The sequence below is a fragment of the Nonomuraea sp. WAC 01424 genome (genome assembly GCF_003947315.1).
GTDB classification, from domain to species: Bacteria; Actinomycetota; Actinomycetes; order Streptosporangiales; family Streptosporangiaceae; genus Nonomuraea; species Nonomuraea spiralis.
In genome coordinates, this window is record NZ_QHHZ01000007.1 from 39952 (window position 1) to 53920 (window position 13969).

Genomic DNA, 13969 nt, shown 5'->3' on the forward strand with positions numbered 1-13969 from the left:
GACATGATGGGGCAGGCCGAAGGCCGGTAGGGTCCACAAGAGATGCATGAGGAGATGGATCGGCAGGAGTGAGAGTGGAGAGAGCGTCGAAGGAGTTGCCCCTGGAACGCGCGCTGGAGGCACTGCGCGGGGCGCTGACGGCCGAGGACGCTCTCCTCTTCGCTACGACGCTGATTCTTCTGCGTCATGAGGCAGAAGCCGAACGCGCTTACGAACGAGGTGAACAACAGCCTGCCCTCGATGCTTGGCATACGCTCACGACCCAGGACTTCGGGAGGCGCCGCGGGCAAGAGATGTCAGAGGTCATCCGAAGTGGTTTGGGCAAGTGGGAATCGGACCACGGGAAGCTGAGTAGACTGCCGAACCTCGCAGAAATTCGTGGCTCTCAGCTCGCTCCTTTGATCGAATGTGTAGCTGCAGCGCAAGACCTTGCAGCCCTGTTCGATCGCTGTCTAGCGGAGCAGACGCTAGCGATGGGGAAAGGCGGCTACTACAACACGCCGGCGGACATAGCCCGCCTGCTGATCGGTTTGATGGAGCCCCGAGCGGGTGAGACTATCTATGATCCCGCCTGTGGCTCTGGCGGGTTTCTCCTACGAGCTAGCGAGTATGTCGAATCGCCCCAGGGAGGGATCGGCCCGCTGGCGTTGTATGGACAGGATGTCAGCCGAACGGCGTTGCAGACCGCCGCGATCAATTTTGCCGTTCACGACCTAACAGCAGGCCTGAAAGGGCCGGCGTCGAGTCTGACGCAAGACCTCTTCCCGGATGAGATCTTCGACGTGGCCGTCGCCAACCCTCCGTTCAATCTGTCCAGATGGGACGAAGATGGGCGAGCCCGTTACGACCACCGTTGGGTCTATGGTGTACCACCAGCTGGCAACGCCAATTTCGCCTGGGTCCAGCATGTACTCAGCAAGATCTCTCCTAAAGGGCGTGCAGGACTTCTGCTGCCAACAGGCGCTGCTTTTGGAGCGAAATCGGCCGAACGTCACATACGTGCTGGGCTGGTAGAGAGTGACGTTCTTAGCTGTGTGGTTGAGTTGCCAGCTGGGCTCATTCCGCATGTGCGCAACCCCGTGAGTCTGTGGCTCTTCAGCAAGAGCAAGAAGTCTCACGGGCGCTGGGGCAACAACGATCGATCGAGACAGTATTTGCTGATCGACGCACGTGACACCGCCTTGCCCTTGGGGCGAGGCCGCCGGACCATACCGGATGAGGTGCGGGGACGTATCACCGAGACTTTCGCAGCGTGGCGGGGCGTACAAGGAACAGTTCCGTATGAGGACGTACCCGGCTGGTGTCGGTCAGTCTCCACCAAAGACATTGTGGATCAGGGTTACGACGTGCTGCCGTCGCACTATATGGGGAGGGTCGCAGCCGAGGTGGCGCAAATCGATAGGGTGGAGCTCGTAACTCACTTGACCGATGAGTTGTACAAACTGTTCAGCAAAGCCCACCGCCTCGAAGGCGAGTTGCGCGATCTTCTGGATAGATTGTGATGCTGGACGATCTGCCGGAGCGTCTGCAACGGCTTGCCAAGGGCTGGGTCGTGCAACGGCTGGACGAACTCCAATCGGTACAAATGATCGGCTACGGCATCACGCGCCCTGGAGATCATGTCGGCAACGGAGTAGGCATGATCCGCGCTGCCGATATCCGTGACGGGCGCGTGGACAGTGGTCATCCGAGGCGGATCGCTCATCAGGTACACGAGGCTAACCTTCGTAGTCAGGTGCAGGATGGCGATATTGTCATGATTCTGGTGGGTAGAGTGGGTGATGTTGCGGTCGTCACTGACGAATTTCACCACTGGAACACCTCCAGGACCGTGGGGATCATCCGCGCGACAGACCCAGAGGAAAGAGCGTGGCTGAGCCTTTGGTTGGGGTCGCTGGAAATACGCCGATGGTGTGAGCGGCAGGCCACCGGTTCGACACTGCACCGCACACTCAGCCTGGCGGCGCTGCGCAATCTGCCCGTTCCGATGCCCCCTGTTGGCCCGAGAAGTGCTTTCCTGCGAATCATGAAGGTCCTAGATGAGAAAAGCGCGACGAATGTACGCATCGCCGATTGTGCGACAGAGCTAAGCGACGCGCGATTCGCTTTGAGAGCACAAGATAGCAAAGAATGGCCCGAACAACCCATCGGTGCGCTAGTTGAACTACAAGCTGGGACCGCGCTGGGTACCCGACCGGCCAAGAACGAAACTAGGAACGAGAACGTCGTTGCCTTCGCGGCGCCCGCGGACGTCCTGCAGAGCGACCTACCGCACCTGTACTGGACCGAGCGGTCGGTCGCCGCGGGAGATGGCGTCGCCTTGTGTGACCCTGGCTCGCTCTTGGTCGCTTCTAGGGATGACGGAGTTCGAGTCGTGCGAACTGAGGTGCCCGTTGCTGCCGGTCGTGGAGTTCTGGTCCTGAGGCCAAATTCGGCTGCTGACTCCTGCTGGTTGCTACATGAGATCCGCTGTCGAAGCACTGAACTAGTGGCCAATGCGCAGGGCTCCGCTGGACGTGAACTCAGTCTGCGCGCATTCGCATCCACAAAGGTCCGGTGGCCTCCCCATGAAGTGCGTATGCAGTTCGCTCGGCTTGCTGATCTCCTTCATGCGCGGGTACGAATCTCCCAGGTCGAAAACGAGACCCTTCACAACCTGCGATCTCGGATCTTTGATGACTTCCTAAACGGTGCTATCGCTTTGTAGCAGATCCTGTACCCCTCGGAGTGGCCTCGATGACTCACGGTACTACCTTGGTAAATCCTGATCCATTTTGGACGCCACAGGACGTGCGTGGTGCTGGGACAGCCTGAACGTGCAGCTGGACGCGCAACTGAGGTGATCTCAAGGAATTGCGAGCAGGTAGTCGTGCTCGCAATGGGTGAGGACAAGTGCCGCGCGGGCGATGTCGCCGATTCGGCTGGGACTGACGGTGACGTGCTGGAGGGTCCGCCAGCGGCCTTTGAGCAGGGCGAAGCCGCGTTCGCCGAGACAGCGCAGGGCGCGTAGAAGGCGGTTGTAGGTGCGGTTGTCCGGGCTGAGTACTTGGTTGCCTTCAGGCTGCCAGGCTGCCTGATCGGTGTGTGAATGCCGATTCCGGCGCCGTCGTAGCCGCTGTCGGCGAGGGTAGGCAGGCCGCGTGCGGCCGCGGCGTACAACGCGCCCAGTACCCGTGCGCGGGCGACGGTCAAGTCGTGGACGGAGCCGGGTTCGACCTCGGCGATCCACAACGGCAGCCCACCTGGTGCCGACAGTGCTTGAAGGTTGCCGGCGTGCTGGCGGGCCTTGCCGGAGTACCACGCGTCGATGGATTCGCCCTTGACGCTGATCGTCTGCTCGGCACAGCGATCGATGCCGATCAGGGTGACGTCGAGGATCACGTACGCCAGTTTCTCGGCGTGGGCGTGGGCGTGGGCGCGGTCGAGGGCTTGATGCAGATCTGGTGCTTGAGCTGCGAGGACATCGGTGCCTTCGTGGATGTAGCGGTAGGCGGTGGCCCGGGAGACGCGGTGGTCGCGGCCGAGCTTGGGGATGTCGTGCTCGCCGCGGAACCAGCGCACCACCATGACTGCCTGCCGGAAGGAGGTCAGGGTTCGGCTTCCGTGTGGGGTGCCACGCCGTCGGCGTTCGTCGTGCAGGAGTCGTGCGACGTACTGAACGAGTGCGCGGGAGACGTCGAGCGTGGCACGATGAGCAATCACGTGGAGCTTTTCGGCCTTGAGCGTTCTTGTGGTGAGAGCTCTTCTACCGGGGGCTCCACGTCTGTTTCCGGCTTCGGTGACTCCTCCCGAAAGGTCCGGAAAGCCATCTGCGGCGTCCAGATAATCCCCAATTGCCCGAACTGTTTCGCTGAGATCACCTCAGCGAACGCCGAGATGCCCGCGACGAGGATTGCCTCCACCCATCAGATAGTGAACCAACGCCGGAATGAGGGAAACCCCACTGTCAATTTCCGTAGCTGGACACTCAGGTGGGCTGAACACCATGGTTGGGGGGTTGCGTCCACGGGACTGGTGTACGAGCCCGCCCTGCCGGCGGCATCGCCCGGTTGGCTGAGCCCCGGCCCTCCAGTGGGAAGGGGCTGGCATGGTGGCTGCCAGATCGCGATGGTCCGCGGCCAGGGGGTAGCTCGGAAGAGTGACGACGCCCTCAATGGCGATGACCGGTTGCCGTTCCGGGTTGTACGCACGTATTTGGCACGATCGACGGCTGCGTCGCCCGCGGGCGGAGATGGTCGTAGCGGGTTGTCGCTGCGTGGATGACCTGGAATCAGGGGTTGACTTGGGGGAATGCCTCCGAGATCATCCCTTGTATGTCCCCTGGTCATGGTCGTACGGCTGCGTACGGGCACTGTCCGCTGCCTACCGAGGGTGGTTAACAAAGGCCCGCGGCGGTGAAGCCTCAGGTCAGGCGATATGCGGTTGCTGCCCGACGTGCATTGACACCTCGACAGAGACCTCTCATTTGTTCATCGCTCAACAGGTGTTTCCCAAGTCAGAGCGATACTCGCGGCCGGAACCTCGTAAAGCGTTCCCGCTCTTCAGACGCGGGGATCTACGCGAGAGTAGTACTGCCGCAGCCGATGAAGGCCTTGACGCGCGAAATATGTCAATCGGAGGCGACAGCTCTAAACGCCGGACGGTGCGATGGACCGCTCGTCCGCCTATACGGCGCCGCCTCCGAACGCGTGGTTTCGGCCGCGGCTATTTGAACCACCGGTCGTGCTGATACTTGGAGGCCTCGGGCCCGTCGAGCTCATGCGTCGTATTGTTGAGCCGGACGAGGAAGACCGCTCCCTTCGCCCCCGTCTTCGTCCGGGTCGTATACACCGGCGCTGAGGCCGGCGCGACGTTGACGCGGGCAACCGTCCGTTCGTCGATGGTGCCGAACGCGACGGTCACGTTGGCCGTCACCGCCTTCCCGAATGTCTTGATCAGCAGATCGGTCAGCCACAGCTCCCAGCCGTCGACGTTCTTCTTGGAGAAGACGGCCAGCTCCTCTTCCAGACCCAGCACCGACCCATCGTCTTGCACGCCGACGAGCAGCGTCCCTCCGTGACCGTTCATGAAGCCGGCGATCGTCTTGATGACCGCCCACTCCATCGCCGGATCCTTCAGCCCGGTGTCCAGACTCATACGGCCGGTCGACTTGAACTCGACGACCTTGCTCTCCCCGGCCTTGATCAGTGCCTCGATACCGCGTGCCAGCGCGGCGGCGCCGCGATGCCCGGAGAAGGGGCTGTCCTGGCCGTCGCCCCGGTTCACCGGCCGACCGGTCGCATCCTCGATCTGACGGATCAGCCGTTCGAAGCGGGCGTCGAAGACGGCGCCGAAGTCGTCCTGACGGAGCGCTACCGGGTCGATGTCGTGGCTGTTGCAGATGGCGTCCAGGTCCTGCGGGCTTACCGGCACACCGGATTCGATCGCGGCCAGGTACTTGCTCGGCGCGCTCGCGCCCATGTATCCCCAGGTCTGCCCGTCGATGGCGGTCTTGTTGACGATGCAGTTGGCGTACGCGCTGTCGATGCCGTTCGCCGCGCACCATTTCTGCGGGAAGATGTGGCGGATGTCGATCGAGTCAGCTGCGTATGCCTTCGCGTCGATCGTCTCGCCGGTGCGGAAATCGCGACCGCCCCGCTTCATCACGAGCGCGTAGAGACCTTTGTAAGCAGCACTGTTGCGGGTGCTCAACCCCAGCAGCCGTTCAGCCTGGAACTGCGACTCGCGCACCGTGCGCGGTTCCTCGCCGTCGTCCTGAACCCACGCGAGCACATCCTGTACGTCGTTGCCGAAGCGGGTTTCCGTGGTGCCGCCGTACAGCTCACCGAACACCCCGCACCAGTACCACTGACGCAACTTCGAGATCGGCTCCGGCGTGAACGCGACCTCGCCGAGCAACGTGAGAATCGCCGTCAAGGGAACGAGTTGGGTGCTGTACGGCAGGTCACGGGCACGGAAGATGCGCTCACGCTGCAGGAAACGCACCACCCCCTGCAAGGCCTCGGTGACGGCATCGGCCCAGCGCCGGTACTCGCTCAGCGGCAGTGACAGCATGTCGCGACGTTTGGCTGACACCGCCGGGATGCGGTCACTGCGGACACGGTCCCGGGTGCGCTCCTCCCAGCGGCCACGGGTCCAGAGCAGCGTGACGATCTGCAAGAAGGTCGTGGCGTCCAGATTTGCCAGCAGCGGCTCGTCCGCCCAGGTCGCCTGCCGGTTCTTCCAATCCTCACGCAACCGGAAGGTCTCCGCGGCGTACGTCGCCGTCAACAGCTCGAAGACCGTCAGTTCGACGCCGCCGGTGTTCACCTTTTCGAAGACCTGGCAGACGGCCTCCTTAGTTGTCTTCTGATCAAGTGCGATCCGCGGAACGCTGTAATGCAGGAACGGCAGGATCAGAGCCTCCTGGAAACGCTTCCAGATCTTCACCTGCTCCTCTGGAGGTCCCGCCATTAAGAAGGCGACCTGCCAATCGGTGATGGCAGCCGGGTTGAGCACGATGTCGAGTGGGAAGAGGCCCGCCTTGCCAGCTCTCACCTGCATCTCGGTCGTGGAGGCGTCAAGCACGACGTCGCCGCGAGCACTTACCCGTCGCTTGTCTGCTGGTAGGGAAAGGATTGCGTCATTTCGGTCGGCGTCTGGGTCGATGCACGCATCGATGTCGGCGAAGTACCAACGCTCAACATCCTTCTTCCGCGTGTCCCGGGTCGGGACCGGTGCTCCGGACCGGAGCGCCAGGTAGAGCGAGGTCGTACGCTGCTGCCCGTCGAGCAGCAGATACTTTGGTTCGTCCGCCGTTGGGGAACGCGGGACACCCTCGAGACGCCGGGGTTGGAAGCGCACGTCAGCGTTTCCGGTCTCCAGCGTCATCACGGCGCCGATAGGGAACGAGCGAGAGACCGAGGCCAACAGACTCACGATGTGGTCGTCGTCCCAGACCCACCCACGCTGGAAATCGGGCAGTTGCAGTATTCCTTGGTGTGCCTGGTTGAGTAGATCCGCCAGCGGAATGTCGCCGCTCTCGAACGTTTTCGCCACTCCGGTTCCTTTCCCTATACGTGCTCTCGCGGCAGGGCGGACGAAAGCTCCTGGCGGCCGTCACGATTAACACCACCTGAGATTTAACCAGTGAGGCGGTCTTGCGCGCCAGACCGGCGAAATAGCTCTCGCTGCCAGCGCACCGATCAGTTGAGATGATAAATCGCGAATATCCTTAAATGTCACGGTTGCTTTCCACGTGGCAGGATACGGGCGGGAATGTTGTGTTCGTGACAGAGGGCCAGCAATCCGGCGCTGTCGATCAGTTCAAGGGGTTTACCGCTGGCAAACTTGTAACTGTCAGGTCCGTATCCGGAAGTCGTGATCATGATGCCGTTGGTGGCGCCCTCATGCTGCATGGTTCCGTACAGATCGCGCACATGCGTGGGTTGTACGGTCTTGGTATAGAGCTTCGCTTGGACAATGATCTTCGAGCTGGCCACGGAGCGGGCAGCGTAGGCTACGCAATCGACGCCGCCGTCGCCGCTGGCTTGGTACAGCTTGGTGTCGAAGCCCATCTTGGTGAACAGGTTCTGGACGAACGCCTCGAACTCCTTCGGCGTAAGCTCCAGCAGGTTCGGACGCTTGTCGATATCGGAGATGATGTCGACGGGATCGACGATGCGAGGGTCAGCCATGCTGAACGGCATGACAGGCTTGACCGGCTCCAACTCGTCAGGGTGTGGAGAGACATCAGCGTGGAAGTGCCGGCGTACGCACTCGACAGGCTTGAGGCGGGGCTCGTTCAGAATCAAGGCCGAGAACTGCTCCCTGGTGGCACGCAGGGTGATGAGATGGGGCTCGATCTGCTGGCCTGTCACCGAATCGATGGTGCGGACCAGGCCGTTGAACACGATCGTGGTGATCAGTTGGTTGGGATCGGCGTCGAAGACCTCGCGCAGGGTGCGGAGCGCTATCTGCGCGATCATGCGCTGATAGAGCTGCCGGGTTTCGGTGGTGGACCGAGCGGCGGGTTCGACGGTCTTGCGACTCTTGATGTGCTTGTAGAGCTTGTGCTCGGGGATGACCTCCGGTGGAGGCAGGTACCACTCGACGGCGAGCAGTGAGGACTCGGGTACGTAGCCGGCTCTGCGTTCGGTGGGAAAGTCTTCAGGGTACGGGGACGCCTGCAGTACAAGCTCCATGTAGCTGCTGACCGCGTGCCGTTCCCCAGAGCGAAGCCCGACCTGCATGGCATCAATACGAGCGTTGTTCTCGGCGGCGGCGCGCTCGGCCGCTTCCACTCGCTGCTGGTGGGCGCGCCTACGAGTGATCACCTCCTGCTGTCGCTGCGTTTCGCGTTGCTGGTGTTCGGCTTGTGCCCGGGCAAAGTCGGCTTCGGCCTGGCGTAGGGCGTTTTCGTACCGCTGGGCGCCACCGAATACACGCTGCAACCGCCCGGGAGGCGCCGGAGGCTCCCACACGGGGGCGGGCTGCGGCGCGGCGTATGGACCGAGGTCCGGCGGAGGAACCTCCGCGCGCTGACGCAGGGAGGTGAGCTGGACGCCCGGGTCGCGGTCCAGCGAGGAGCGCAGCAGCGTCTCCAGCATCTCCACACGCACTTCGATCTGGTGTGTACGTTCGGCGGCTTCGGCGTCTCGAGCAGATACTTCTGCGTGGAGACGTCGTTGCTCCTCGGCCTTGCGCTTTCGTTCGCGTTTCTGCCGCGCCTGCTCTGCAACGCGTTCCTGTCTGCGGCGTTCGGCTTCCCAATCCCGATACGACTTCGACGAACCAGAACCTCGTGCCACAGCGCACCTCGCCGATTCTGTCAAAACGTACAGGTCAACGGCTCGAAGGTAACCCGGTCACCGTACGCAGGCAATGTAGATGTGCAACTTGGCTCCACTCCTGGCGGATTTATATGGACATGTTCACGCGAGAAGGAAGTTATGGGGTGAAAGTAGGGTGTCGAGCGTCTAGGAGGTTCGCCATGACGCGACTCTCAGCGCCACCCGCAGGTTGGTCCGCTTGTGGTGACGCACAGCCTCTCGCCGCGCTGGTAGTGGAACGGTTCGTCGGACGGGCTCTCAACTGGGAGCCCGGCGCGCATGCCGTGTTTGGGGTGTGGGCGGAGGTCTGGTGAGGAAATCCATCCAGAGGTTAGAGTCGGTAAGGGCTAAAGGGTCTCATCTCTAGCCAGTCCAGGCTGACGTAGATCTCCTGCTCCATGAGCAAGAATGGATGCATTGGCATGTAACGGGGGAAGAGTTCGCGTCGGGCCTGAGCGCCAGCGTTGGCTTTAGTCGCTTGTCACAAGCTGCAAAGGGCATCTCATGGACATCGAGGACATCAAGCCCTGGGACCCGAATGACTTCCCTCCGGGTCGGGCCAGCCGAGACCGGTGCACATGGGGAGGGAACGGGCCCAGCGGTCCTTGTATCGAGGACATCAAGTACACCGTGGTCGACAGCATCGGCCGACGCTGGTCCAGCTGCGAGTTGCATCTGAACGCCTATCGGAGGTCTCGACAGGCGGACGATCTCTAGCGCGATCTGCAGTCGGGCGCGGTGTTTTCCGGCTTGGGTTGCCAAGGTTGCCAGGGTTGCCGTTACCTGGGGCCCACGGCATATGTTCCTGGCTGCAGCAGGTCACGGCCGTACTTCTGGCTGGAGTGGTCGAGGAGTGCCACCCGCGTCACCTTCGCGGTCATCACGGCGCCGCATGCTGTACCGGCGAAGACGACCAAGCAGTTTCCTGTGTCGGATCGATGCGCGGGCTGTAGACGGGCGGGCGCGGCGGCGGAGGGTGAACCTTCGTGGATGGGTGGCGTCTCGAGGGTGGGGAACTGGCTGGCATAGCGGTGGTAGCGCGACGATGAACGGCACCTCCAGTGGGGGTTTGCGCACGTAGCTGGCACGATTCCCCGTGGCGGTCGTTCAATATTTGGTGCGGCCGTAGTGGTTGCCGGAGGCCGGGATGGCGAGGATGTAGGGCCTGAGCTGGGGAAACGCTATCAAGATCATCCCGTGCATATCCCCTGATCATGGTCGTCCGGCTGCATGCTGGCACCGTCGGTTGCCTATCAAGGGCGAAAAATAAGAGACCTGCGGCTATGAAACCGCAGGTCAGGGGCCTGAAATGCCGATCTAGGTGGGTGTCCCCGGCAGGATTCGAACCTGCGGCGCCCGCTTTAGGAGAGCTCGAGTCGAACGGCGTCCGGTTTCTCCGGTGACGGGTCATATGTGAATGTTGCTCGGCCTGCCTCGGCTCCTCAGCAAGGACCTCCTCGCTGTCCATCGCTGGACGGGTGTTTACGCTGGTGAAAGCGATAATTCCGGGCGGGAGCCTTGCAAGGCGGCCCCGCTCTTTAGAAGTGGGTGTCGGGTGAGGAGCCCGGTGTCATTGCCGCTGTCCATAGGAGACTGGAGGTCACTCCGTCTGATCAAGCAAGTTGGCCTGCGCAATTAGCATGCATGGAGTGCGGGTAAGGGAAAATCATCCCGCAATGTCCTGTCCCCTGGCGCAAGAGCAACTACGCCATCCTACGATGGCTGATATCGCAAATTGCGACAAAATTTGATCCTGTTCCGCAGTGTGGTGTAGAAGGGCTCTCGCGTAAGGCTCCGCAAGCCGCCCACGTTCACACATGGTTACGTCACTGCCGCCTTGCTGGATTCGTAGACTCCTGAGCGACCTTGCGAAGCAACGACCTCGGCTTCAGCTTGCCGATGTGTAGCAGATAGCTTGCGGACAAGGGTACTTGCTTCTCGGCTCGGGCCTTTCTTGAAGCCCGCGCGGCACCAAGGAGTCCAAAGGCCATGCCAACACCTGTAAGGGCAAAATTCTCCGCAGCGATGCCTCCACTTGTTGCGGCGAGAGCGATAAGAGATGGAGCCTCGAACTTGACATTCAGTACTCCGAAAACCGAGTCGATTCGTTCACTTCTCATAGCCTTCCGAAGATCATCCAGAGGTCGCTTGAAACGTCGCTCGACTTCTTGCTGGATATAGGTATCGAGAACTTTGAGGTTTTCGACATCTGCGAGAGTATCGGCCAAATCGGTGACTGTGGCAGTTACTTGAGCGCCGAACGCATCGAAGTCGGCCCCGTACTTCTTCCGAAGTCGGATGATCTTCTTGGCGGGGATGTCATCAAGATTGGACGGCAGGGCGACATGAAGCGCCAGAGAGGCAACTTTGTGGCTTAGCTCCGGAGCGTGCTGAGACGCGCCCTGCTTCCGGACAGGCGGAAGGAGGGCTTCAAGTATCTGCTCGGCTGTCCATTCCTGATCTGCGGATTGCGTTGCGACCTGGTCGGTGGTGGGTTGCAAGAGACTCTGCCGCGCAACCTCTTTGGTCAGGGCACACTTGTAAACCCATGCCAGTTGAGGGTGTACCACAACCCAACGTTCTGAACCACCCTGTATTCGTGTTCCTGAATAGGCCAGACCCGCTTCAAACAGTGACTCCTGGAGCGTGTGATCCATCTCGCCTGTGATGATGCCCGTTGGTAGCAGAGAACCCTCGGTATCAACCTCGACTGCGTCGAGCGGCCCGGTACGGTGCCACGTCACGAGGTCGTGAGTCCCTAGCCCAAGCGCGGAGAGGTGGCGGGCGCTGAGGGGATGTAGGTGCTGCAGTTGGGAGGCGTGCTGCGCTACCACAGAAGCGAAGGTCGGGGATACAGTGGATGCTGCTGTACCTGGATTCACGTCAGTGATGAAGGCAAGCTCGTCTGCCAGTGCTCGCGCTACGGCTGAGTCCTTCGGCTGATACCCGGCGGGCACCACGCGTGCCATGGCAGGCCAGTACAGCGCTGCTGCCTTGAGCCACTTGTCGTCTCGGAAATGGATGTAGGGATAGTACAGGCCGATTCGTCGCACATCTTATCATCTCTCGGCTGCATGTTTTTCCCTAGGGCATCTTCGAAATTCAGCCTTTTTGTAGGCATCGGTGCTTTTGAGAGGATCGTCACGTTCGGCATGGTGATGTGACGATCGACGTCTACGTCGGCCGTAGAGATCGCGGGCGTGTGAAGGCGCCGGGGGTTGTAGAAGCCTTCGATGTAGCGGATGGCCTGCCGTCGTGGCTTGGTGCGGGTGGTGAAGTCGAAGCGGTGCAGGCATTCGTTCTTGAGCGCGGAGAAGAACGATTCGGCCGTCGCGTTATGCCGAGTCGTCAACTCCTCAGGTTCACGACTCTGAAGATGGTTTGGTGAGGGTCACCCATCCATTCCATCCGCTGGCCGGGCAAGCGCTGCAGTTCGTACCCAGGTCACGGTGCTGGAGCGGCGACGTGGTGTTCTATCTCGACGAGCAGGGGCGGCGGCGGCCTATTCCTGCTGCGTGGACGGACGTGGTGGCTGATGACCCGTTTCGGGTCATGGCCGCGGGTCGGTGTCCGTTCCGGACCGTGGACCTGATGGCGCTGGCGGATCTGATCGATCGCCGCACCTCGTAACGCTCGCAGGCGCGGATTCTGAGGTTACCCGGGCGTTTTACGAGGCATGCCCTGCCGGCTCAGGCTGAGCATGGCGAAGGACGAGCACGTCTCGGCCACGAGATGGTCAGGCTGAGGCGCTGCGCCATGGCGCGGAGGGGTCCGCGAGTGTCTCCAGCATCACCTCGCACCACGTGCTCGCCGCGTTGACAGCCAGGCGAGCATGGCGGGGGGAGAGCCCCGTAGGTGCGCTCAGCCTGCCATGCCCGGCGCCGTATTGGTTCCGCAGTTCGGTGACACCGAGGGCGATGGAGGACAGTCCACCCAGGACCCTCTTTACCGCACCCGCGGCGTCGGGGCCACTCAAGGGCGGGGACTGCCGCGGATGGAGCAGGAGTGATTGCTGAGACCGCTTCACCAGGTCCGCGAGATCATCATGGTCACTCAACGGCTCGCCGCGCTCCTTGAGAACGATCTTGGCGGTCGCCTCGATCAGCTGCTTGGCCGCACCGATCGCGTCGTCCGGGTGTTCGGCGACTGATCGGCGGATCCGTTCGAGCTCGGCTTGAATGCCTGAAGGGTCTGACAGGTCCTTCAGATGCAGCTGTAGGTGGCCGAGGTGGCGGGCACGGATGCGCAGATCCGGACCGAGTTCGTACCCGTCCCGGACAAGGGCGTCGCTGACCTCGTCGAACGATAGAGTCGAATCGTCGCCACTATCCCGGTTGATGCGCCGCAAGAGGGCTTCGAAGACCCGTAGCGCTCGTTCGACATGTCGATGATCGGTCCAATCGACCGCTGCGGCGTAGGAGTCGAAGGTGCCGCGGCGAACGCTCGTGTCCCGCGCAGGGAGATCGGGCACAGCGGCGAAGCCTTCGTTCTCCCAATACTCGCGGATTGCGCCGACCGCCAGACCGGTGACGTGATACCGGACGGCGTTTCTCGCCGTACGGCTCACAAGCTCCTGCATGTCCATACCTCGTGAAGTTAGAGGGCCGATGGTGCCGTACGGCACTCATTTTCGACCCGCGCCAGGCCGTTCCAAGCCCATGCTCCCCGGTGACAGGCTGATGGAGAAGGTTATCGGTGACGGGACGGGCTCCCGGGCGCGGGACAAGGCCATGTCCTACCTGCTGCAGGAGCTGGGCAAGGGATATCCGGTCGCGAAGCTTGCCCGGCTCCTGACCAGCGCGAACCCGGACGCGGTGCGGGCAGGCGCCTGCCCTGCTCGCCGAGCAGGGCAGGGCCGGGATCGCGCTGCGGGACCTCGTCGTCGTACTGCTCGACCACCCGGTGGACGACGTGCGGTTCTGGACGTCGACTCGCTGACCGCCTGGGCCACCGTTGAAGACGGCGCCGCTGTCGCGCGAGCAATCGGCAAGGTGGCCGACGCGTCCCCGGCCGTACGCGCACAGGCGCTGCACTTTCGCGCTGCGGCCGATCCTTCTGAGCTGGAGGCCGGCGCGGCGGCTCTGACAGGACAGGTTCCGGGCGCCGACCATGTGGCTGGCCGGGCAGCGGTGGGGCTCTTTCGACCGGCGACATCCTGG

The 13969-nt window shown here is 62.1% G+C and carries 8 protein-coding genes, 1 tRNA gene and 2 pseudogenes; 3 read left to right on the forward strand and 8 right to left on the reverse strand.

Annotated features, from left to right (window positions below; all coding sequences use genetic code 11):
* Positions 1 to 74 precede the first annotated feature (74 nt).
* Positions 75 to 1502, forward strand: a complete 1428-nt coding sequence (locus DMB42_RS19975; protein ID WP_125636502.1) for an N-6 DNA methylase — start codon at positions 75 to 77, stop codon at positions 1500 to 1502.
* A complete protein-coding gene (locus DMB42_RS19980; RefSeq protein ID WP_125636503.1) occupies positions 1502 to 2707 on the forward strand; it encodes a hypothetical protein in 1206 nt (401 codons plus the stop codon). The genes DMB42_RS19975 and DMB42_RS19980 overlap by 1 nt, the downstream gene beginning before the upstream one ends.
* A 138-nt stretch (positions 2708 to 2845) precedes the next feature.
* Here DMB42_RS19980 and DMB42_RS19985 read toward each other — a convergent pair.
* The 7 genes and pseudogenes from DMB42_RS19985 to DMB42_RS56380 all read right to left on the reverse strand — a co-directional run.
* Positions 2846 to 3699, reverse strand: a pseudogene (locus tag DMB42_RS19985) (transposase family protein).
* Positions 3699 to 3902, reverse strand: a complete 204-nt coding sequence (locus DMB42_RS19990; RefSeq protein WP_125636504.1) for a hypothetical protein — start codon at positions 3900 to 3902, stop codon at positions 3699 to 3701. Before DMB42_RS19990 ends, DMB42_RS19985 begins: the two are co-directional and overlap by 1 nt.
* A gap of 802 nt (positions 3903 to 4704) precedes the next feature.
* On the reverse strand, positions 4705 to 7038 hold the full coding sequence (locus tag DMB42_RS19995) for a DUF262 domain-containing protein (RefSeq protein ID WP_125636505.1): 2334 nt from the start codon (positions 7036 to 7038) through the stop codon (positions 4705 to 4707).
* A gap of 182 nt (positions 7039 to 7220) precedes the next feature.
* The gene (locus DMB42_RS20000; protein WP_125636506.1) at positions 7221 to 8789 is read right to left on the reverse strand and encodes a restriction endonuclease; all 1569 of its coding nucleotides are present in this window, start codon (positions 8787 to 8789) and stop codon (positions 7221 to 7223) included.
* Between the two features lie 1343 nt (positions 8790 to 10132).
* Positions 10133 to 10215 (reverse strand) — tRNA-Ser (locus DMB42_RS53285).
* A gap of 421 nt (positions 10216 to 10636) precedes the next feature.
* Positions 10637 to 11863, reverse strand: a complete 1227-nt coding sequence (locus tag DMB42_RS20005) for a DUF6236 family protein (RefSeq protein WP_260477801.1) — start codon at positions 11861 to 11863, stop codon at positions 10637 to 10639.
* 206 nt (positions 11864 to 12069) lie between these two features.
* Positions 12070 to 12162, reverse strand: a pseudogene (locus tag DMB42_RS56380) (hypothetical protein); the annotation flags it as partial.
* Between the two features lie 32 nt (positions 12163 to 12194).
* On the opposite strand from DMB42_RS56380, the gene DMB42_RS20015 reads away from it, so the two are divergent.
* A complete protein-coding gene (locus tag DMB42_RS20015; RefSeq protein WP_125636509.1) occupies positions 12195 to 12440 on the forward strand; it encodes a DUF5372 family protein in 246 nt (81 codons plus the stop codon).
* A gap of 106 nt (positions 12441 to 12546) precedes the next feature.
* Here DMB42_RS20015 and DMB42_RS20020 read toward each other — a convergent pair whose 3' ends face one another.
* Positions 12547 to 13395, reverse strand: a complete 849-nt coding sequence (locus tag DMB42_RS20020) for an abortive infection family protein (RefSeq protein WP_221762251.1) — start codon at positions 13393 to 13395, stop codon at positions 12547 to 12549.
* Between the last annotated feature and the right edge of the window lie 574 nt (positions 13396 to 13969).

Bases quoted from the DNA above. Each gene is read 5' to 3' on its own strand.
- DMB42_RS20020 (WP_221762251.1), bottom strand. From the start codon at position 13,395: ATGGACATGCAGGAGCTTGTGAGCCGTACGGCGAGAAACGCCGTCCGG.
- DMB42_RS19980 (WP_125636503.1), top strand. From the start codon at position 1,502: ATGCTGGACGATCTGCCGGAGCGTCTGCAACGGCTTGCCAAGGGCTGG.